The sequence below is a fragment of the Specibacter sp. NPDC057265 genome, assembly GCF_042668835.1.
Lineage (GTDB): Bacteria > Actinomycetota > Actinomycetes > Actinomycetales > Micrococcaceae > Specibacter.
The window spans coordinates 1-20,359 of the sequence record NZ_JBHUYE010000030.1 but is presented as its reverse complement, the minus strand read 5'-3'; the positions used below and the strand labels follow the sequence as shown (position 1 = coordinate 20,359).

Here is a 20,359-nt window from a genome sequence, read left to right as displayed (position 1 = left end):
GACCACTAACCATGCCCAAAACCAGAAAACCGGCCCGGCAAGAAATCAAATCCCCACTGAGCCGGCAATCGGACCATCATGAAAAATCCGGGCTAGGCTTGCCATGGTGTTTTGCCCACCACGGGCTCACCGCTCATTGAAGGAGGCACTGCATGAACGTAGTCGTGAAATTGTTGGGCACCGGGATTAGTTTGGGTGCGGGCTTTGCCGCCAGCAAGGTGGTGGATGCCGTGTGGGAGAAAAGCACCGGCAGCAAGCCGCCCAAGGACAGCAATGATTTGGAGAGCAGTTTTCGCTCAGCCCTGACTTTTGCCCTGGTTTCTTCGGCAGTGGCTGCCGTCATTCAGGTCCTGGCCGGACGCACCACACAAAAGGCCATTGCGCGCTGGAGCAAGAGCGCATAGATTCCGCATCTGGCATGGGGGCCACATTATCCCGCCACCGCATTCCAGCGGGGCGGGATATTTTGTTCCCGGCTACTTCGAATGCCGCCGGTCATGCTCCACCACGGCGGCCACCACCTGATCCAGCTCATCGACGCTGAGCAGCTCGGGTCTGCGGTGCTTGGTCCGGTAGCCTGCCCGGCCCACCATGTGCGCGGAGACCGGCACAGTGAGCAGCTGAAAAAGCCAGGCCACCAGCAAAAGCGGAGCCAAGGCCCAGGACCGGGACTCCAGGCCCACAGCCGTGAGCATGAGCAACAGTCCCAGGACCTGCGGCTTGGTGGCAGCGTGCATGCGGCTAAGCAAATCCGGAAAGCGCAACAAACCAATGGCCGCAGCCAAGCTCATGCCAGCACCGAGCAACAGGCAAATTGCCGTCAACACATCAATGAAGGCGTTCATCCCTCTTCCCTCCGGTGCGCCACGAAGCGGGCCACTGTCACTGAACCAATGAAGCCAATGACTGTCAGCACCACCAGCAGGACCAGGTTGTCCTGATGATGGTTGACAGCCATTTCCGCCGCCAACGCGGCACCAAAGATCGCGAGCAGAACATCTGCGGCAATGACCCTATCCAGCAGGGACGGGCCTTTGGCTATGCGGTAAATGGTGAACGCCGCCGCGCAGGCCAGTGCTGCGGCAACAATAATGACCACTGTCGGCAATTTACTGCACCTCCTGCGTCGTTGCACAAGCGCCGCCTGGTTGGGCCTGCCTGCTCTGGACATAGCTGACCATGGCGGCTCCCGAGCGTTCGGCACGCACAGCCGCCAACTCGGCCTTGGTTCCCATGACTTCAATCAAGCGCGCCTCAATGTATTGAATGTCGTGACGGACCTTCTCTGCAGCGTCCGGGGTAGGGACGTTCATGGCATGGACGTACAGGGTGGAGGATCCCCTGTCCACCTCCACCACCAGTGACCCTGGAATCAGGGACAGCACATGGCCTACGGAGGTCATGAGCAGATCGGAAGGACTGCGCAGGGGCACCGCAATGACGGCGTTGCGGATATTCGGTCCTTTCACCACCGCCCAATACAACACTTCAAAGCTGGCCACTGTGACTTTGCGCAGAAACCACGGCAAAAACAAGACGGCACGCAGCACGTTGAAACGGCCACTGAGCTCAACGGGAGGAAGGTAAAAAACCTGCGAGATGGCTACGGCAATAATGGCCCCAAAAACCAGGTTTCCCACACTGAAATCACGCCACAAGGCACCCCACACCACCACCAACCAAATAAACAGCGGCAGTTTTTGGACAAAGGCGGATTTTTGCCCAACCCGCGTCATTTTGCTCATGGGTTCCCTGCTCCGCTGCCTAGGACGGCCTCGATATAGTCAACACGTTCAAGCATGCTCGTTGCGGCGTCGTGGCTGAGATCCAGAAGCGGGCCGGCAAAGACTGTCATGGCCAAGCCCAGAAGCACCAAGGCCATGGTGGAGTAAATCATCACCCGCGGCAAAATGGGGATCTCATTTTCACCTGAAAAGCGTCCCTCGGTTGCTTCCACATACTTGCTGGTGCGCAGGGCGCGCATGCTGGGCTCGCCGCTGGAGTCCGGGGCCGTGGCCAGCAAAACCGGTTCAGGATCCTCCGCATCCGCGGTGCTGCGCATGAACGCACGGTTCCAGACACGGGCCATGACCAGCAGCGTCAACAAGCTGGCCACCACCCCGCCGATCACCAAGGCGTAGGCAAGTGCGGAACCATCAGCCACGCCCGCCTGCAGCAGGCCAAGCTTTCCAATGAAACCGGAAAAGGGCGGGATGCCGGAGAGGTTCAGTGCCGGCAGGAAGTACAGCACGGCCAGGATGGGTGAGAGTTTGGCCAAACCACCCAGCCGGTTGATGGAGGCGCTGCCGCCACGGCGCTCAATAAGCCCGGTGACCATGAACAGGCTGGTCTGAATGGTGATGTGGTGGATGGTGTAGAAGATGGCTGCCGTAAGCCCCAAGACCGAAGACAATGCCACACCGAAGAGCATGTACCCAATGTGGCTCACCAGGGTAAATGACAACATGCGTTTAATGTCGGTCTGCGCCATGGCCCCCAAAATGCCCACAATCATGGTCAAAAGTGCCACGACCAGCAAGACGGAATTAAAGTCATCGGACGGAAACAACAAAATTTCCGTGCGCACAATGGCATAGACCCCCACCTTGGTCAGCAGACCGGCAAAAACGGCCGTGACGGGCGCAGGCGCCGTGGGGTAGGAGTCAGGGAGCCAGAAGGAGAGTGGAAATACTGCGGCCTTAATGCCAAAGGCAACCAGCAGCAGCACGTGCAGAAGATTTTGCGTCCCTTGATCAAGGTCTCCCAGCTTCACTGCCAAATCAGCCAGCGTGACGGTGCCGGTCGCTCCGTACACCATGGCAATCGCGATCAGGAACAGCATCGAGGAGACCACACTGACCACCACATAGGTGATGCCTGCCCGGACCCGGGATCCGGTCCCCCCGAGTGTCATCAGCACATAACTTGCCGTCAGCAGGATCTCAAAGCCCACATAAAGATTGAAAAGATCCCCGGCCAGGAAGGCATTGGAGACGCCAGCCACCAGAATCAAAAAAGTGGGGTGGAAAACTGAAACCGGCCCGCCTTCCTCCCCATCGGCAGCACCCTGGCCGCTGGCGTAGGCCAACACGGCAAGGCTGACTGCGGAGGAAATCACCAACAGCAATGATGAGAACTGGTCCGCGACCATCACAATTCCAAAGGGTGGCGGCCAACCGCCCAACTGCACTGCAATGGGGCCCGAATTCCAAACGCTGGCCAGCACCCACACCTCCAGCGCCAACGTCAGGGAGATGCTGCTCAAACTCACCCAACGCTGGGCCCGGGGGTGCCGGATCAGGACGAAGGCCAGTGCCGCCCCCAAAAAGGGCAGGACCACGGCCAGAGGCGTCAGGCCTGCAACGTTCATGGCCTTTCCCGTCCGTCGGTGGTGGGATGCACTTGCGGATCACGTTTCAGGGCAGCCGCCCGGGCCGCGGCAATCTTCTTGGGGCCTATGCCGGGCACGGTTTCCCGCTTCGCCAGCGGCTGTTCATTTTCGTGGAAGTCGGAAACTTCAACAGCAATTTCGGAATCTTCCTCATCGTCGTAAATCGCCTGCTTCGCAACACGGAGATCTTCCTTGTCAATTTCAATGCGGTCCGCCCGGCTCAGCAGCCAGGAGCGGTAAATCAAGCTCAACATGAAGGCCGTCACGGCAAAGGAAATCACAATGGACGTCAAAATAAAGGCCTGTGGCAGCGGATCGTTGTATTCCGTGGAGGGAATGTCTTTATTGAAGAGGGGGGCCAGCCCGGCATACCCGCCCGTGGTGAGCAGCAGGACGTTCGTGGCATTGGCCAGCAACATCAATCCCAGCAGGACGCGGGTCAGGCTGCGCTCCAGCAGCAGGTAGATGCCCACCGCGTAGAGCACCCCCATGACCATCAGCAGGGTCAGGTTTACACTCACTTCCCCACCTCCAGCGGCTCGTCGTCGGCAATTAGTTCGATGCTGCCTGTCCCGTCTTCTTCGTGTTGATCAATTTCCGATCCCAGACTGCGCAGCACATCAACCACCAGGCCCACCACCACCAGGTACACGCCAATATCAAACAGCGTTGAGGTGACAAACTTGACGTCCCCAAAAACGGGGGCGGTGAAGGAGATGATGGCACTTTGGAAAACGTCGCCGCCAAAGAACAGGGGGGCCATGCCTGTCAGGGCCGCCAGGGCCAGGCCCAGGCCCAGGAGTGCACCGGCGGAGATCCTGGTGGCTTCGGCCAATTCAAAACGGCCACCGGCCAGGTACCTGATGGTCAGCGCCAGTCCGGCAACGAGTCCGCCGGCAAAACCACCGCCCGGGCTGTTGTGTCCGGCCAGCAGCAGGTAGATGGAAATGATGATGATGCTGTGAAAGAGCAGCCGCGTCACCACCTCAATGATGATGGAGCGCCGTTCGGGGGCCAGGGTGCGTCCTGCCACCAGCCAGGTGTTGCCGCTTGATGCGGTGAACTTGGTGGCAATTTTTACGGTGGCCTCAGTCAGGTTCTCCGACACCCGGCCCACACTGCCGGCCTTGACGGTTTCAGCGCGCGGCAGGCGCTGTCCGCGCCCCCGCACAAAGATCAGGCTCGCCACACCCGTGGCGGCAATCGCCAGAACGGCAATTTCACCGTAGGTGTCCCACGCCCGGATATCCACCAGCGTCACATTGACAACGTTCAGACCCCCGCCGCCCACATATGCCATTTCCGGCAGTCCCAGGCTGACGGGATCGTGAATGCGCGAGCCCATGGCCACAATGGCCACGGCAATCATGGCCGCTCCGAACGCAACGCCCAGAATCAAGCGCACCACCCGGTGGCTGCCTGCTGACTTGCGTTCCAAAAGACCGGCTGGAAGCTGCCGCATGGCCAAGACGAACGCCACCAAAATGATGGTCTCCACCAGCATTTGCGTCAGGGCCAGATCAGGGGCGCCCTGCAATGCAAAGATCAAAGCAATGCCGTACCCGGTGACGGATACCAGCAGCACGGCCATGAAGCGCTTGCTGGCCCGTGCCGCTGAAATGGCGCCCACCGCTATGGCCAGCCCCACCAGGATCTGGAACGGGGAACCGGGATCAATGAAGTACAGCGTGGCGCTCCAGTTTTGTTCGGTGAGGAACAAAACCGCCAGCACCGCCGCCACGTTCGTCGACAAAATGACTGCCAGATAAAAGAAGAGCGAACCACGCTGCGTGCGGCCCGTCACCCAAATGGCAACAACGTCCAGCAGCACAATGATTTGACGGTATCCGCGCTCTGAATCAATGGGTGCCGGGAGGCGTGCCTGCAAGGTTTCGACTTGCTGCCGCAGGAAAAACAACACCAGCCCGCCAGCAACCACAATCACCGTCAATCCCAGCGCCGGCGTCAAACCATGCCACAGCAGCAGGTGCAGACCCTTGGGGTCGTAGGCCGGGAACTGCCCGCTGTAGGGCTTGATCCAGCTTTCCACCGTGTGCGGGAAGAACCCGAAGGCCAGCGTCAGGGCACTGAGGATGGCCGGCGCGGCCAGGAACAGCCAGCTCACGGGCTTGAACACCGACGCCATGCCCTTGGACTTGGTGGAGAAACCGCACCACATAAAACGCGCACTGTAGGCGAAGGTCAGGATTGAACCGACGACGAGCCCCACCACCACCGTCCAGCCCACCACTGCTCCTGCGGGCCCGTAGGCAGCCGAGGCAATGAAGGCTTGAAAGATGCCCTCCTTCGCCACGAAACCAGCCAGCGGCGGCAAGCCGGCCATGGATGCGGCACCAACAAGGGCCACCACACCCAACTTGGGCGCGGACTTGAACACCCCCGACAGTTCACGGATGTCACGTGTGCCGCTTTGGTGGTCAATGATGCCCACCACCAAAAACAGGGCGGCCTTGAACAATCCATGGGCCAACACCATGGCCATTCCCGCCATGGCAGCTTCCTCGCTGCCCAACCCCACCACCAAGGTGATGAAACCCAGCTGGCTCACGGTGCCATAGGCCAGCAACAGTTTGAGGTCATACTGGCGCAGGGCGCGCCAGCCTCCCAACAGCATGGTGCCCAAGCCCAGGACCACAATCATGATCTGCCAGTACTGGGTTTCCGAGAAGCCGGGCGCCAGCCGGGCCACCAGGTAAATTCCGGCTTTCACCATGGCGGCCGCGTGCAGATAGGCGCTCACGGGTGTGGGCGCAGCCATGGCGCCTGGAAGCCAAAAGTGGAACGGCAGCAGGGCCGACTTGGAAACCGCGCCAATCAAGAGCAGGCCGATCCCCACGTTGACCACCGTGCGGGCCGAACCTTCGGCAGCCACCAGTTCCGGCGCCAACGCCATGACTTGGGAAATGCTGTAAGTGCCGGCGGTTTCGCCCACCATGATGAGTCCCACCAGCATGGCGAGCCCACCAAAAGTGGTCACTATCAAGGCCTGCAGCGCCGCACGTCTGGCGGCAATGCGGGTCCGGGCGTAACCAATGAGCAAAAAGGACAAAATGGTGGTCAGTTCCCAGAAAACAAACAGCAGAATAAGGTTGTCGGCCGTGACCAACCCAAACATGACTCCAGCAAAGGCCAGCAATTGGGCACCAAAGCCACCGAGTCCGGCGTCGTTGGATTTAAAGTACCTGGCACAGTAGGCCAGCACCAGCGCCCCCACGCCCAAAATGAGCAAGGACATCAACCACGCCAATTGGTCCATGCGGAAAGTGAGGTCAAGGTCAAAAACGGGAATCCACGCAATATCCACACTGGGACTTGGCAGCACGTCCGAGTAAACCTTCGGGTACTGCGCCACCAGCCAAATGAAACCAAGTGCCGGAACCGCGGCGAGCACATAAAAGGCGGAGCGCCCCCATTTGGAAAATAAAATCGGCGCAGCGAGGGAAACTATGAAGTGCGCACACAGAACAAACAACACTAAAGTCTCCGCATGTTTCGGGCTGGAAAAGGAGCGAATCACGGGGGTCACTGTCGGAACCCGACGTTCCCAGCTTATCAACTGTCACAGCCGCCGATTGCCCGCCAGCCTGGGCCGGCGCCCCGAAACGGGCAAGAAATCTTTCCTTGCCCATGCCAGCGGCGGCTCCTGCGCCCGATAGCATGTGCCGTATGACACAGCACCCAGCGGATGCCGCGCCTGCGCCAGCTGCCCAAGAAAAAAATCCCGGCACCAAGGGGCAAATCATTGCCTGGTCATTGTGGGATTGGGGCGGTGCGGCCTTCAACGCCGTCATGACCACCTTCATTTTCACGGCGTTGTACCTCACGGGGGATCAGTTTGGCGGGGCTGACAAAGCCACCGCCACCCTCGCCTTTGCCATGTCCATCTCCGGTTTTGCCATTGCCCTGCTGGCTCCCGTGGCCGGGCAGCGCACGGACCACAGCGGGCACCGCAAATTGTGGTTGGGCATTAACACCCTGGTGGTGGTGGTCCTCACCGGCGCCTGTTTCTTTGTTCAGCCGCAGGAGTCATTCCTGCTTTTGGGTTGTTTGCTGATTGCCGCCGGGCACGTGTTTTTTGAATTGGCCGGCGTCAATTACAACGCCATGATGCTGCAGATTTCCACCAGGAAAACCATTGGCAGGGTCAGTGGTTTTGGCTGGGCTGCCGGGTATTTGGGCGGCATTGTGGCATTGCTGATTGTTTATTTTGCCCTGATCAAGCCCGACGTCGGCATCTTTGGCATTACCGGCGCCGACGGCATGACATACCGTGTGGTGGCATTGTTCTCGGCGCTGTGGATCCTGGTCTTTTCCATTCCCGTGCTGCTGGCCATCCCGGAAAGCAAGCCGGATCCCCAAATGCCCAAGGTGACATTTTTACAGTCCTACCGGGCGCTGTACCAAACGGTGCGCCACCTGGCCAGGACCGAACGGCACACCCTCTACTTTCTATTTTCCAGTGCAATTTTCCGTGACGGCCTGGCCGCCATTTTCACCTTCGGGGCTGTCCTTGCCGTGGGATCCTTCGGCTTCGAGACCGCAGACGTGCTGATCTTTGCCATTGCCGGCAACGTGGTGGCGGCGGTGGGGGCGCTTTCCGCCGGCTTCTTTGATGACAGGTTCGGCCCCAAGGCGGTCATTGTCACGTCCCTGCTGGGGCTGCTGCTTTCCGGCGGTGCCCTGTTGTTCCTTGAGGGCAAAAACGCGTTTTGGGTCTTTGGTCTGATCCTGTGCCTGTTTGTGGGGCCGGCCCAATCCTCGGCCCGGACCTTTATGGGGCGCCTGGCCCCTGAAGGCCAGGAGGGGGAACTTTTTGGGCTGTACGCCACCACCGGCCGCGCAGTCTCATTTTTGTCCCCCCAGCTTTTTGGCCTGTGCATCATCATCTTTGGTGCCCAACGCTGGGGCATCATTGGCATCTTGGCGGTATTGCTGCTGGGCCTGTTGCTGCTTCTGCCTGTCAAAACCCCGCCTCGCGGCACATCCCACGTCTAGTGCCGGCTTAAATGGCCGGCAACGGCACCAGGAGCCCACCTTTGATGAAAAGGTGGGCTCCCGGTGCCGTGCCTGGGGCTAAATGCTGGTGCGGTGGAAGTTCAAGTGGGAACGGGACGCGGTGGGGCCGCGCTGGCCCTGGTAGCGGTTTTGGTGGGGGCCGGTGCCGTAGGGGTTTTCCGCCGGCGAACTGAGCTGGAAAAAGCACAGCTGGCCAATTTTCATGCCCGGCCAGAGCTTGATGGGCAAGGTGGCCACATTGGACAGCTCCAAGGTGATGTGGCCGGAGAATCCGGGATCAATGAAACCGGCCGTGGAATGCGTCAACAACCCCAGACGCCCCAGCGAGGACTTGCCCTCCAGGCGCGCGGCAACATCGTCCGGCAGCGTGACGGTTTCATAGGTGGAAGCCAGGGCGAACTCCCCCGGGTGCAGAATGAACGCCTCATCCGCATCCACCTCCACCAGGCGGGTCAGCTCCGGCTGCTCTTCAGCCGGATCAATGTGGGCATAGCGGTGGTTGTCAAAAAGCCTGAAGTACCTGTCAATGCGCACATCCACGCTGGACGGCTGCACCATGGCGGGGTCATAGGGGTCCAGGGCAATGCGGTTGGCGGCTATTTCGGCTCGGATGTCGCGGTCGGAGATCAGCACTTTCTAAATTTAGCGCATCCGGCGCCACGCAGCCGCCCTAAAGCCTGGCAGGGCCCGGTACGGAACGCCGCATTCCGGCCGCGGGCATCTTGTGGCGTGTCACTGGTCATGAATGCCCGTGGGTTCACGCTAGAATCAAGAACGGAAATGGCGGCAGCGATAAAGCATCCACTTCCCGTGCGGGCGTAGCTCAATGGTAGAGCGCTAGCTTCCCAAGCTCGATACGCGGGTTCGATTCCCGTCGCCCGCTCTGCACGCATCAAGGTGTTGCCCCCAGGAATTCTGGGGGCAACACTTGTTTAAGCGCCGTGCAGTAGTGTCGGTTCCAGAGCCCGTCAGGGTTCTTTAATGGCAGGAGCAACCATGTCCACCGAATCAGCGCAGAACCCAACCATGCCCGCCCCCTTGCGTCTGGGCGTGATCGGCGCCTCGCGGAAGCCCGATGAGCGGCGCGCACCCATCCACCCGGAGCATTTCTCCCGCATCGAGCCCCACATCCGCGCACGCATGGTGGTGGAGGAGGGCTACGGGCTCCGTTTCGGCGTCTCCGACTCCGCCCTGGCCGAGTTGGTGGGCCACGTTGCGCCGCGGGCCGAGGTCATTGCCAATGCCGACGTCATCCTGCTGCCCAAGCCGCAGGCAGCGGATCTGGCCGAGCTCCGTGATGGTCAAATCCTGTGGGGGTGGCCGCACTGCGTCCAGGACCGCGCCATCACCCAGCTGGCCATTGACAAGAAGCTGACCCTTATTGCCTTTGAGGTCATGAACCACTGGACCTCCGACGGCGGATTCGGCCTCCACGTCTTCCACAAAAACAACGAGCTGGCCGGGTATTCCTCCGTGCTGCACTCGCTGTCGCTGATTGGCTCAACCGGTGACTATGGACGCCGGCTGAAGGCCGTGGTGATTGGTTTTGGTGCCACCGCCCGTGGCGCCGTCACCGCGTTGAGCGCCTTGGGCATCCACGATGTGCAGGTGCTCACCAGCCGCAATGTCGCTGCCGTGGCCGCACCCATCCACTCCGCCGAAATGGTGCAGTTTGAGTTCGCGCCGGAACCTCCCCATGCCGGCAACGTCCTGCTCGGGGACGGGGAGGTGCCCCTGGCAGCCTTCCTGGCCGAGGCCGACATTGTAGTGAACTGCACCCTGCAGGATCCCAACTCCCCCATGACGTATTTGACCACCGGGGATCTGGGCGCCTTCAGGCCCGGCAGCCTCATTGTGGATGTGTCCTGTGATGAGGGCATGGGCTTTAGCTGGGCCCGCACCACCACCTTCACCGAACCCATGTTCACCGTGGGCAATGGGATCAATTACTACGCCGTGGACCACAGCCCCAGCTACCTGTGGAACTCCGCCACCTGGGAAATCAGCGAGGGCCTCATCCCGTTCATTGACACGGTGGTGGCCGGCCCCGGGGCGTGGGCCGGCAATGACACCATTGACCGTGCCATTGAAATTGCCGACGGCGTGGTGCGCAACCCCGCGATCCTGCAGTTCCAGCGGCGCCAGGAAGAGTACCCGCACCTGTCGCTGTAACAGCTGTGCGCGCATGGATCTTAAGTATCATGGGCGCATGGTTGATTCGATGACCCCGAAACAACGCAGCCGGACCATGTCCCGAATCCGCGGCAAGGACACCAAACCGGAAATGCTGGTGCGGCGGATGCTTTTTGCCGCCGGCTACAGGTACCGGCTCCATGCCAAGGATCTGCCCGGCACTCCGGATGTGGTTTTCCGCGGCCGCCGCCGGGCCGTCTTTGTCAATGGCTGCTTTTGGCACTCCCACCACTGCCCCGGCGGCACCCGCAAGCCGGGAACCAATGCAGAGTTTTGGGAAGCCAAACGCGCCCGGACCATCGAACGCGACCGGGAGGCAATTGCCCGCCTGGCTGATCTGGGCTGGACGTCAATCACCGTCTGGGAATGCGAGCTGCGGGATCCCGGCGCCGTGGCCCGCACCTTGGCTGACGCCCTGGGGCCGCCGCTCAGCTCCCCTTCGGGACAATGAAGACAAGGTGGCGGGCGCTGCGGAAATCGAGGCGCAGCGTCAGCTGGCCCCGCCGGGCCAACACCAGGGCAATGGCCAGCGCTGCCAGCGCGGGCATGCCACCTGCCAGAACGGTGGCCCACTGCACGCCCCACTGTTCGGCCAACGCGCCCATCAAGGGACCGCCAATGGCCTGCCCGCCAATGAGCACCATGATGTACAGGCTCATGACCCTGCCGCGAATGCTGACATTGGTGGACATTTGCACCAGTTGGTTGGCACTGGTGAGGAACAGCAGGGAGGCAAATCCGGCGACCACCATGACGGTGCCAAAGGTGGCCATGGAAGGGGCAAATGCGGCACCCATCAACACCACCCCGTAGGCGCCGGCGGCTGACATCACCCCGCGCAGCCGCAACGTCGCAAAACGGGTCGAGGCCAGCGCCCCGCCCAAAGCGCCCACCGCCACCAGGGTGTTCAGCAGGCCGTAGCCGCCGGCGCCGACGTCGAACACGTCATTGGCATAAGCGGTCATCAGCACGGGCAGGCTCAGCCCAAAGACCGCAAAGACCGCCGCCATGATGGCGGGGAACACAATGGTGGGTTTGTTCAGCGCGTAACGGACGCCTTCCATGAGCTGGCCCTTGGCCCGTTTCACCGGCGTCATCTTCACCAGCTCCCCGGTCCTGATCAGCAGCAGCGACAGAACTGTCACCAGGCAGGCCGCGGCGTTTGCGGCGAAGGCCCAGCCACCACCCACGGCCATGATCAAGACCCCGCTGACGGCCGGGCCCACCATGCCGCCAAGCTGGAAGATCGACGAGTTCAAACTAATGGCATTGCGCAGCTGGGCCGGACCCACCAGCTCATTGACGAACACCTGGCGGGCGGGCTGGTCGGCCACCACCACCAGCCCCAGCACAAAGGCAATGATGTAAATGTGCCACACCTGGAGATTTCCCGTCAGCGCCAGCACGGCCAGGAGGGCGGCAAGTGCGCCCGCGGCCCCTTGGCTGATCATCAGGATCAGGCGCTTGGAATACCTGTCGGCCAGGATTCCGCCCAGGGGCATGAGCAGCAGTGAGGGAATGAACTGCATGAACACCGTGATGCCCACGGCCGTGACTGAGCCGGAAAGTTCCAGGACCATCCAGTCCTGGGCCACCCGCTGCATCCACAGGGCCACCACGGCGAGAATGTTCGCGGAGGCAAAAATCCTGTAGTTGCGGATTTTTAACGATGAAAAGGTCTGGCTCCACGGAGGGCGGGTGGTGACTAGATTGAGGGGCGCTGTCAGTGGCGTTACGGGGGGAGTCAACGTCATGGTCCTGGGACTGGAAGGTGTGGGTCACTGCCCTTTCAACCATAGGGCTCCCGCGCATATGTCAGAAGAGTATGATCGCTATAAGTACTATTGGCAAATGTAATAGTGACGGGGAGTCCAGCATGTCCGATGCACCCACTTTTGCCCCGGAGCAGCTCAAAAGCTTCCTGGCCTTGGCCGAAACCCGCAATTTCACCCGCGCCGCCCAACGGCTGGGCATCAGCCAGCCCACCGTCAGCCAGCATGTGCGCAAACTGGAGCAGGCTGCGGGGCGGGCGCTGGTGAACCGGGATACCCGGGAACTGCAGCTCACCGACAATGGGGACGCCATGGCCGGATTTGCCCGCACCATCCTGGCCGCCAACGACGCGGCCAGACGGTACTTTTCCGGAGCCGCCATGCGCGGACGCCTGCGCTTTGGCACCGCGGATGACCTGGCCATTACCGGGCTGCCCCGGATTTTGCGTGAGTTCCGGCAGCTCTACCCGCAAATCAACCTGGAACTCACAGTCAGCCAAAGCGACCAGCTGCATCGCCGGCTCAAGGCCGGGGCATTGGATTTGGTGTTTGTGAAGTGGGTCTCCGGAGCCCAGGAGGGCGAGGTGGTCAAGCAGGACACCTTCTCCTGGGTGGGTTTGGAGCAGACGGTGCTGGATCCTGGCACCCCGGTGCCGGTCATTGCCTATCCAGCCCCCAGCTTGAGCCGCAAACTGGCGCTTGACGCCTTGGAGGACGCGGGCCGGACCTGGCGCGTCACCTGCACCACCAAACAAATCAGTGGCGTGTTGGCCGCCCTTCGGGCAGGGATTGGCATTGCCGTCATGCCCACCTCCCTGATTCCCGATGACCTGCAGGTCATCACCGAACGCTTCGAGCTTCCCCCGGTGGGCAAGGTGGATTTCACGCTCATCCGCAACCCACTGGCCAACACCGAGGTGGTGGACGCGCTGACCCGCGCCATCATGGGCCGCAAACTCACGCCAGTCAGCAGACGTTAGCGGCACGGCGCCGGTGCCGCGGGCAGCACCGGTAAGCAAGCTCACACCGCGCCCCACACCCCGGGCTGTAGACTTGTTCCGTTATGAACCGAACAATGTTTAAGTCCAAGATCCACCGCGCCACCGTGACCCACGCGGACCTCCACTACGTCGGTTCGGTCACTGTCGACACTGATCTGCTGGACGCTGCGGACATCCTCCCCGGGGAACTGGTTTCCATTGTGGACATCACCAACGGGGCCCGCCTGGAAACCTACACGATCGCCGGTGAGCGCGGGTCAGGTGTCATTGGCATCAATGGCGCCGCAGCCCATCTCGTGGCCGTGGGCGATTTGGTCATCCTGATCAGCTACGCACAGATGAGCGACGCCGAAGCACGCGCCCATGTGCCTGCCGTCGTCCACGTCGACGGACAAAATTCCATCGTCAAGCGCGGCACCGACCCCGCTGAAGCCGTCACCGAGGGCGTGCTGCGGCCCGCTCTGGCACTGTAAGCTACGCACTTTTGCTGCCTGCCGGCCGGCCACGGGAGCCCCGCCAAGCGCAGGATCGCGCCGCCAGCGCTAGGCTGGGCAACGTGCCAGCCCAACCCCACATCAGGCCAACGCCGCCATGCTAGCCGTCATTGAGGGTTTTTCAGTGGTCTGGCTCGTCATCATGGTGGGCTGGTTTGTGGGCCGCAGAAAGCTCTTGGGGGAAAATGCCCCCATGGTGCTGAGCCGGTTGTCCTTCTTCGTGGCCAGCCCGGCCCTGCTGGTCCAAACCTTGGCCGGCGCCAATCTGGCCAGTGTGTTTGCCGGCCCTTTGTGGGTGGCAGCCAGCAGCGCCCTTGCCACAGCCGGCATCCTTTTGCTCATAGCCAGGTGCTGGCTCAAGCGTCCGCTTGCGGAATCATTGATTGCGGCCATGTCTTCCTCCACCGCCAATGCCGCCAACTTGGGCATCCCCATTGCCGCCTATGTTTTAGGCGACGCCGCCCTCATTGCGCCGGTTCTGGTATTTCAGTTGGCGTTCTATACCCCCTTCTACTTGATGCTGCTCGATGCCCTGGCCAGCGGGCGCCGGGTCACTGTGGTGCGAATGGTGCTGCAAATCATCACCAACCCCATGATTGTGGGCACTGCCCTGGGCCTTGTCCTGGCCGCCACGGGCTGGCAGCTGCCGCGGCTCGTGGCCGAGCCGCTGGATTTAATTGCCGGCGCCGCCATCCCCGCCATCCTGATAGCCTTCGGCATGTCCCTGGGCACCACCAAGCCATTGTCAGCTGGCGACCACCGGCGCGCGGATATTTTGCTGGCCTCGGGATTTAAGCTGCTGCTGCATCCCCTGCTCGCTTATTTGCTGGGGCAATTTGCCTTTGGCCTCAGCGGTGCCGCTTTGTTTGCCGTGGTGGTCGCAGCGTCCCTGCCCACGGCACAGAATGTGTTTGTCACGGCCCAGCGCTATCAACTCGGTGTGGCGGTGGCCAAGGACACAGTGCTCATTACCACCATTTTGGCCATCCCGACCATGTTTGGCGTGGCCTTCCTGCTGGGATGAGCGCCGGACCGCCCGGCACAGCCGCGGCCTGAAGGCCGGTAAGCCCCGGCAGCTTCCCCCCGCGGGCAATTCCAGCCCTGCGGTGGGAGCCGGTACAGTTGACGGCGTGAAGAACGGGACTGCCTTGATTCGGATTGCCGCCGCATGGCTGTTGCTGTTCATGCTGGGAATTGCCGCTGCCATGATCACCATTGGAGTTGTGAACAGCCGGGAATTTGGTCCGGAAAAAACCGTCCAGCATTATCTGCAGGCCCTGCGGGAAGGTGACGGGTCCAGGGCCCTTGGCCTGCTGCAGGCCAAGGTTCCCAGCGCCAACGCCGCAGCGCTGGACGGGCCTGCCCTGGCGCAGACCCAGGCGGCACTTGGTGATGTGCGTGTGGCCGACGCCGTCGATGCCGCCGGGAATCAAAAGCGTGTCACAGTCAGCTACACCGTTGACGGGGAGGAATTGAGCACTGACTTCCTGCTGGTCTCCGGACCGCGGCAGTGGCTGTTTTTCGACACTTGGACCATGGTTCCCAGCACCTTGCCCACCGTGTCCGCCTCAGTGGTCAACGCCAATGAGGCGTCCATCAACGGCGTGCCGGCGAACATGCCTGCCGGCCGCAATTCCTTCGCGGTTTTTTACCCCGGATCCTATGAGCTGGAATTCCGTTCGGCCCTGTTTGCCGCGCCACCCGTCACCCGCGTTGTCACCGGCGCCGATCAAGCCGTGCCGGCGGTGGCCCTGGCCAGCGGACCCACCAGCGATTTGCTGGCGCAGGTCGACGGCGTCATCCGCAAGTACCTTGACGACTGCGCGCAGCAGGCAGTCCTCATGCCCACCGGCTGCCCCATGACGGCAATTTCCAACAACCGGGTGGCATCCCCAATCACCTGGACCATTGTGGGCTACCCGGCCATCACCATCACCCCCTTTAATGGGCAATGGGTGCTCGCTCCCCTGACAGTGAAAACGCAGCTGGCATTTGAGGAACAGGACCTTTTTACCGGCGTGCTTCAAAACGTGAAGCAGAACTCGGAGTTTGAGTTTACGGCCAAGCTGCAAATCAGCGGCACCGACGTCTCCGTCACTCCGGTGATCAACTACTAGAGCCGGCCGGGGGCAGGCGTTGAACCCGCCCCCAAACCGGGCTAGACCCCGCGCAGGTCCAGGACAAGCTCCGTGGCACCATCGGCACCCAGCGAGACGGGAATGCCCCAGTCCTGCTGGTACAGGTGGCAGGCGGCATGGTCGGGGATCTCCCCATTGGCATCCTCGGGTCCGTCGCAGGCAGCCGCCCGGGCCGTCAGGTGCAGGACACCCTCGGGCACATCGGCGGAAAGCACCAGTGTGCGCTGCAGGCCAATGGAGGTTCCGCCACCGCTGAGCAAAAGTTCCGGCGGCGTTGAGGATACCTTCAACTGGGTGGGATCGCCCCAGCGGTCGTCGAGTTTTTGGCCCGTGGGGGCGGAGAAGTTAATGGTCACCGCCAAGTCCCCCGGTGCCACAGCCGTTTTGGGGCGTTGGGTCTGGACGGCGCCCTCATCCACCTGCAGGGCATTTTGAGGCAGCGGCAGACGAAGCAGCTGGTGCTTGTTGGCCTCCACCACAATGAGCAGCGGAACCTCACCCGTCTCATCAAGGAGCACGTCGCTGGGTTCGGACAATCCCCGCGCCAGGGTGCTTACGCTCTGCGTGGCCGGATCGTAGCGGCGTACGGCACCGTTGTAGGTGTCGGCAATGGCCACCGAACCGTCGGGCAACACTGCCACCCCCAAGGGGTGCTGCAAACGTGCCTGCGCGGCGTCGCCGTCACGGAAGCCGAAATCAAAGAGCCCCTCACCAATGGCCGTCTCCACCGTGGGGGTTGGGGCAGCTGCATCGGCGGATCCGGCGTCGAACTTCAACACGCGCAAGGCTGAGGTTTCCGAATCGGCAACCCAAATGTTGCCGTGGGCGTCTTCGGTCAACCCCGAGGGCTGCGCAAACCAAGCCTGTTCGGGGGCTCCGTCCAACAGTCCCTCGAGTCCATTGCCAGCCACCACCTGCAAGGCGCCGCTGACGGGATTGAAGGAAAAAATTTGATGCGTGCCGGCCATGGCAATCAGAACCGTCTGCAGCACGGTGGAGTACGCCACATCCCACGGCGAGGACAACGCCACCTCCAGGGGGGCATCACCTAGCTCGGTGCCGGACGCCGGGGCACCACTGTCGTTGACGCGGGCGGGGCCGGAATCAAGCAGGCGCTGGACGCCGCTGCCTGCCAGCGTGCGCACCCGGCCGCTGGCCAGCGTCACCCCGCGCAGGAGGTGGTTGACCGAATCGGCCACGACGACGTCGTACCCCACGGCCGCCGCCACCTGGTCCGGGAGCAGCGCCAGACCCTGCGGTTCATTGAAGCGGGCCTGGTCAGCGGAGCCGTCTTCGCTGCCCTTGCCGCCGGCACCAATGGTGCGCACTACGCTCACCAAATCAGGGCCCATTTCCACCAGCCGGTGGTGGCCGGTGTCCGAGACCAGGAAGTTGCCTCCCGGCAGCGGCAGCACCTTGCCGGGGAACCGCAGATCCCGGACCACGGGTTCGGGGGCCACATACGGGCCATCACCGCGGTGCAGCGTGCCCTTGGCCTCGTGCTCGGAAATCAGCTCCGGAATGAAGGACGCCAAGCCGGCAGCGTGCCCTTCCCCGGACAGGTGCGCCACAATGTAGCCTTCGGGGTCGACAACCACCAGGGTGGGCCAGGCACGCGCGGAGTACGCCTGCCAGGTCAGCAGTTCGGGGTCGTCCAGCACAGGGTGGGTGATGTCATAGCGTTCAACGGCTGCAGCCAGGGCCACGGGATCCGCCTCATGCTCAAATTTGGGCGAGTGCACACCCACTGTCACCAGCACGTCCTTGTACTGCGTTTCCAGCGGGCGCAGCTCATCCAAAACGTGCAGGCAGTTGATGCAGCAGAAGGTCCAGAAATCAAGGAGCACAATTTTGCCGCGGAGCTTTTCAAGATCCAGCTCCGCTCCCCCGGTGTTCAACCAGCCGCGGCCCACCAGTTCCGAGGCACGCACCCGCACGGGTTTGCTGGTGGCGGGGCTGGATATTGTTGAGGATTCCACTAGTGCGATTCTCCTTGCGTACCGCCCGGGTGACCCGGCGCGCTCTTATTGGTGTTGTCCGTGGCGTACTGGGCGCCGTCGTGCGGTTTTTGCGGACCATTCGACACTGCCCGGGTTTGCATCGTGCCTGCCAGTGAGGCGTCACGGGCGGCAAGCTGGGCAAACATGTCATTGTAAGCGTCCAGTTCGGCGTCCTTATTCCTGTCCGCGGCGCGGTCCTTGCGTTTGGTCTCGCGGGCATCGGACTGGGACCACATGTACGCCACCCCCATGGCAATGAGGAAGGTGGGGACCTCGCCCACGCCCCAGGCAATGCCGCCGGCGGCCTGCTGGTCCACCAGGGCACCGTCCCCCCAGGGACGGCCCATGTTGCCAAAGTACTCCCCGGACAACAGCCCCGTGGCCATCATCAACGAAACGCCAAAGAAGGCGTGGAACGCCATGGTGGCCAGCAGCAGCACCAGCCGCAGCGGGTAGGGGGCGCGGGTGGGCAGGGGATCGGCGCCAATCATGCTCTGCACGAGGATGTAGCCGGTCAGTGAGAAGTGAATGATCATCAGCTCATGGCCCAGGTGGTACGTCATGGCCAGGTTGAATGCCGGCGTGTAGTAAAACAGCACCAGGCTGCCGGAGAAGTTGGCCGCGGCAAAAAGCGGGTGGGTGATGATTTTGGAATATTTGGAGTGCACCAGCACCAGGATCCACTCCCGGATGCCCCGGGACCCGTCCCGGCGCGGCGTCAAGGCCTGCAACGCCAGGGAGACCGGCGAGCCCAGGGCCAAAAACAGCGGCGCAATGGCCATGAGCGCCATGTGCTCCATCATGTGCGCGCTGAACAAGACGGCGCCGTACACCGCCGGGCCGCCGGAGGTGATGTAGACCAGGGCCAGCAATCCGGCAAACCAGGACACGCTGCGCAGCACTGACCATTTGTCACCGCGTCGGCGCAGCTTGATGATTCCACTGAGGTACATGGCTGCGGCCATCACGGCAAAGGCCACCCAGAGCCAGTCCATCCGCCATTCCGTGAACCAGCGGGAAAATTCCAGTTCCGGGGGCAGCGGGTAGCCGGTGAGAATTTCAGCCGGTGTCAACGCTTCCTGCACCAGTTCGCGTGACTGCGGCGGGGCGGAACGGCCCAGAGCAACGGCAATGCCGCTGACAGCGCCCATGACGAGCAGTTCCACAAAGATCAATTGCCACAGCAGACGCCGGGTATTGTCGCTGCCGGTGTTGTGGCTGCCACCTGCCAGCCGCGGAATGATCCACTGGCGGTGCATATAACCAATGACGCCCAACACCACGGTGGCGGCGAACTTGGCCACAAGCAGCTGCCCGTAGGAGGAACCGAACAAATCCCCCCAAGTGGTGATGCGGATGGCGGCATTGATGACCCCGGAGCCCGCAACACCCACAAAGGCGAAAAGAGCCAGGGCGGAAAAGCGCTGCAGTGTCTGGGCAGTGATTTTGCCCAGGGCACCGGAAATGACCACCAGGACAATGATTCCACCCACCCACAGTGCCGCTCCGGCAATGTGCAGGAACAGGGAGTTCACCGCACCCTTGTGGTCGGCGCTGGAGGCGGAATGGCCAATAAGGGCCTGCGGCACAAAGGAGATCAAGGTCAGCACCAGCGGAACCGCCAGGGCGCTGATGCTGCGCAGCCCAATGACCAGTGTGGTGACCACTGCCGCCAGAATGGTGATGATCAGCCAGGCTTGTCCAGCCGGCAGCTCGGTGACAAAGAACACCAGCATGTTGGTGTATTCGGAGTTGCCGCTCAACGGCAAAGCTGACACGTTCGAATAGGTAAAGACCAGCACTGCAATGGCAGAGAGCGTCCATACACCGCCAGCGACCATGGCAAGGTTCATGGCGCGGGTGAAGGCCGGATGTTCGGGCTGGGGGGCACGTTTGGCGCCGTCGTCCTTGTGGCTGGCCGTCCGGGTGCGGTGCGGCTTGAGGTCCTTGGGAAGGATGACGACTGCGAAAACCAATGCGCCCAGCACCGCCGAGAGGGACAAGTTGTGCACTGCCGTGGCCAAGGGCAGACCCCAGCGGGTCACGGCCCCGGGATCAGCCAGCTCGGCGACGGCATTGGCGCCTGTCCAGGACAGGGACAGCACCACGGCCGCCATGGCCGCTGCCAGGCCGCACCACCACCAACGGCTGCGGATGCCATGGGTGAACGCGCCCCGGCGTAATGCTGCAGGGGCGGGGGCGGGGGAAGTATTTACCGGTGGCACCCTTCCATTGTCCTGCACGGGACAAAGAAGCGGCGAATCAGCCGGCTCTCAGGAATGGGGGCGTTAAAAAATGGCGGCGGCCGGGAAAATCCCGGCCGCCGCCATGGT

Annotated in this window: 18 protein-coding genes and 1 tRNA gene; 9 read left to right on the top strand and 10 right to left on the bottom strand. The window is 62.1% G+C overall.

Annotated elements, in window-relative coordinates; all coding sequences use genetic code 11:
- Window positions 1-152 precede the first annotated feature (152 nt).
- Window positions 153-404, top strand: a complete 252-nt coding sequence (locus ACFUCV_RS14415) for a DUF4235 domain-containing protein (RefSeq protein ID WP_380816927.1) — start codon at window positions 153-155, stop codon at window positions 402-404.
- Window positions 405-476: 72 nt separating this feature from the next.
- Here the strand turns inward: ACFUCV_RS14415 and mnhG are convergent, their stop codons facing one another.
- From mnhG to ACFUCV_RS14385, 6 genes are read right to left on the bottom strand one after another with little or no spacing between them, the layout of a single operon-like run.
- Window positions 477-845 carry a monovalent cation/H(+) antiporter subunit G gene (mnhG, locus tag ACFUCV_RS14410; protein WP_380816925.1) on the bottom strand — a complete coding sequence of 123 codons (369 nt, stop codon included), beginning with the start codon at window positions 843-845 and terminating at the stop codon, window positions 477-479.
- Window positions 842-1,108, bottom strand: coding sequence for a monovalent cation/H+ antiporter complex subunit F (locus tag ACFUCV_RS14405; RefSeq protein WP_380816923.1), 267 nt, complete (start codon window positions 1,106-1,108; stop codon window positions 842-844). Before ACFUCV_RS14405 ends, mnhG begins: the two co-directional genes overlap by 4 nt.
- A 1-nt stretch (window position 1,109) precedes the next feature.
- Window positions 1,110-1,745 carry a Na+/H+ antiporter subunit E gene (locus ACFUCV_RS14400; protein ID WP_380816921.1) on the bottom strand — a complete coding sequence of 212 codons (636 nt, stop codon included), beginning with the start codon at window positions 1,743-1,745 and terminating at the stop codon, window positions 1,110-1,112.
- Window positions 1,742-3,370: a Na+/H+ antiporter subunit D gene (locus ACFUCV_RS14395; protein WP_380816920.1), complete on the bottom strand. Its 1,629-nt coding sequence runs from the start codon at window positions 3,368-3,370 to the stop codon at window positions 1,742-1,744. The genes ACFUCV_RS14400 and ACFUCV_RS14395 overlap by 4 nt, the downstream gene beginning before the upstream one ends.
- A complete protein-coding gene (locus ACFUCV_RS14390; RefSeq protein WP_380816918.1) occupies window positions 3,367-3,912 on the bottom strand; it encodes a Na(+)/H(+) antiporter subunit C in 546 nt (181 codons plus the stop codon). The genes ACFUCV_RS14395 and ACFUCV_RS14390 overlap by 4 nt, the downstream gene beginning before the upstream one ends.
- Window positions 3,909-6,887, bottom strand: coding sequence for a Na+/H+ antiporter subunit A (locus ACFUCV_RS14385; RefSeq protein ID WP_380816917.1), 2,979 nt, complete (start codon window positions 6,885-6,887; stop codon window positions 3,909-3,911). The genes ACFUCV_RS14390 and ACFUCV_RS14385 overlap by 4 nt, the downstream gene beginning before the upstream one ends.
- Window positions 6,888-7,078: 191 nt before the next feature.
- Between ACFUCV_RS14385 and ACFUCV_RS14380 the strand changes: the two genes are divergently transcribed.
- The gene (locus tag ACFUCV_RS14380; protein WP_380816915.1) at window positions 7,079-8,407 is read left to right on the top strand and encodes an MFS transporter; all 1,329 of its coding nucleotides are present in this window, start codon (window positions 7,079-7,081) and stop codon (window positions 8,405-8,407) included.
- Between the two features lie 78 nt (window positions 8,408-8,485).
- Here the strand turns inward: ACFUCV_RS14380 and dcd are convergent, their stop codons facing one another.
- The gene (gene dcd, locus ACFUCV_RS14375) at window positions 8,486-9,061 is read right to left on the bottom strand and encodes a dCTP deaminase (protein WP_380816913.1); all 576 of its coding nucleotides are present in this window, start codon (window positions 9,059-9,061) and stop codon (window positions 8,486-8,488) included.
- Window positions 9,062-9,240: 179 nt separating this feature from the next.
- On the opposite strand from dcd, the gene ACFUCV_RS14370 reads away from it, so the two are divergent.
- The 3 genes from ACFUCV_RS14370 to ACFUCV_RS14360 all read left to right on the top strand — a co-directional run bounded on the left by ACFUCV_RS14370 (window position 9,241) and on the right by ACFUCV_RS14360 (window position 11,072).
- Window positions 9,241-9,311, top strand: a tRNA-Gly gene (locus ACFUCV_RS14370).
- A gap of 143 nt (window positions 9,312-9,454) precedes the next feature.
- Window positions 9,455-10,600 carry a N(5)-(carboxyethyl)ornithine synthase gene (locus ACFUCV_RS14365; RefSeq protein ID WP_380816932.1) on the top strand — a complete coding sequence of 382 codons (1,146 nt, stop codon included), beginning with the start codon at window positions 9,455-9,457 and terminating at the stop codon, window positions 10,598-10,600.
- 37 nt (window positions 10,601-10,637) lie between these two features.
- Entirely contained in the window at window positions 10,638-11,072 is a 435-nt protein-coding gene (locus ACFUCV_RS14360) for a very short patch repair endonuclease (protein WP_380816911.1), read from the top strand.
- Here ACFUCV_RS14360 and ACFUCV_RS14355 read toward each other — a convergent pair.
- Window positions 11,050-12,375, bottom strand: coding sequence for an MFS transporter (locus ACFUCV_RS14355; RefSeq protein WP_380816909.1), 1,326 nt, complete (start codon window positions 12,373-12,375; stop codon window positions 11,050-11,052). The genes ACFUCV_RS14360 and ACFUCV_RS14355 overlap by 23 nt on opposite strands.
- A 122-nt stretch (window positions 12,376-12,497) precedes the next feature.
- Here ACFUCV_RS14355 and ACFUCV_RS14350 point away from each other — a divergent pair, with 122 nt between their 5' ends.
- From ACFUCV_RS14350 to ACFUCV_RS14335, 4 genes are all read left to right on the top strand, one after another.
- Window positions 12,498-13,373, top strand: a complete 876-nt coding sequence (locus ACFUCV_RS14350) for a LysR family transcriptional regulator (protein ID WP_380816907.1) — start codon at window positions 12,498-12,500, stop codon at window positions 13,371-13,373.
- Window positions 13,374-13,456: 83 nt separating this feature from the next.
- Window positions 13,457-13,867, top strand: coding sequence for an aspartate 1-decarboxylase (panD, locus tag ACFUCV_RS14345; protein WP_380816905.1), 411 nt, complete (start codon window positions 13,457-13,459; stop codon window positions 13,865-13,867).
- Between the two features lie 118 nt (window positions 13,868-13,985).
- Window positions 13,986-14,912, top strand: a complete 927-nt coding sequence (locus ACFUCV_RS14340; protein ID WP_380816903.1) for an AEC family transporter — start codon at window positions 13,986-13,988, stop codon at window positions 14,910-14,912.
- Window positions 14,913-15,018: 106 nt separating this feature from the next.
- On the top strand, window positions 15,019-16,005 hold the full coding sequence (locus ACFUCV_RS14335; protein WP_380816901.1) for a hypothetical protein: 987 nt from the start codon (window positions 15,019-15,021) through the stop codon (window positions 16,003-16,005).
- Between the two features lie 41 nt (window positions 16,006-16,046).
- On the opposite strand, the gene ACFUCV_RS14330 is transcribed toward ACFUCV_RS14335, so the two are convergent.
- Complete coding sequence (locus ACFUCV_RS14330) at window positions 16,047-18,005, bottom strand: NHL domain-containing thioredoxin family protein (RefSeq protein ID WP_380816899.1); 1,959 nt, start codon at window positions 18,003-18,005, stop codon at window positions 16,047-16,049.
- Window positions 18,005-20,143, bottom strand: coding sequence for a cytochrome c oxidase assembly protein (locus ACFUCV_RS14325; RefSeq protein WP_380816929.1), 2,139 nt, complete (start codon window positions 20,141-20,143; stop codon window positions 18,005-18,007). The genes ACFUCV_RS14330 and ACFUCV_RS14325 overlap by 1 nt, the downstream gene beginning before the upstream one ends.
- Between the last annotated feature and the right edge of the window lie 216 nt (window positions 20,144-20,359).

Bases quoted from the DNA above. Each gene is read 5' to 3' on its own strand.
- ACFUCV_RS14415 (WP_380816927.1), top strand. From the start codon at position 153: ATGAACGTAGTCGTGAAATTGTTGGGCACCGGGATTAGTTTGGGTGCG.
- mnhG (WP_380816925.1), bottom strand. From the start codon at position 845: ATGAACGCCTTCATTGATGTGTTGACGGCAATTTGCCTGTTGCTCGGT.
- ACFUCV_RS14400 (WP_380816921.1), bottom strand. From the start codon at position 1,745: ATGAGCAAAATGACGCGGGTTGGGCAAAAATCCGCCTTTGTCCAAAAA.
- ACFUCV_RS14395 (WP_380816920.1), bottom strand. From the start codon at position 3,370: ATGAACGTTGCAGGCCTGACGCCTCTGGCCGTGGTCCTGCCCTTTTTG.
- ACFUCV_RS14380 (WP_380816915.1), top strand. From the start codon at position 7,079: ATGACACAGCACCCAGCGGATGCCGCGCCTGCGCCAGCTGCCCAAGAA.
- ACFUCV_RS14365 (WP_380816932.1), top strand. From the start codon at position 9,455: ATGCCCGCCCCCTTGCGTCTGGGCGTGATCGGCGCCTCGCGGAAGCCC.
- ACFUCV_RS14360 (WP_380816911.1), top strand. From the start codon at position 10,638: ATGGTTGATTCGATGACCCCGAAACAACGCAGCCGGACCATGTCCCGA.
- ACFUCV_RS14355 (WP_380816909.1), bottom strand. From the start codon at position 12,375: ATGACGTTGACTCCCCCCGTAACGCCACTGACAGCGCCCCTCAATCTA.
- ACFUCV_RS14350 (WP_380816907.1), top strand. From the start codon at position 12,498: ATGTCCGATGCACCCACTTTTGCCCCGGAGCAGCTCAAAAGCTTCCTG.
- panD (WP_380816905.1), top strand. From the start codon at position 13,457: ATGAACCGAACAATGTTTAAGTCCAAGATCCACCGCGCCACCGTGACC.
- ACFUCV_RS14340 (WP_380816903.1), top strand. From the start codon at position 13,986: ATGCTAGCCGTCATTGAGGGTTTTTCAGTGGTCTGGCTCGTCATCATG.
- ACFUCV_RS14325 (WP_380816929.1), bottom strand. From the start codon at position 20,143: ATGGCGGCCGTGGTGCTGTCCCTGTCCTGGACAGGCGCCAATGCCGTC.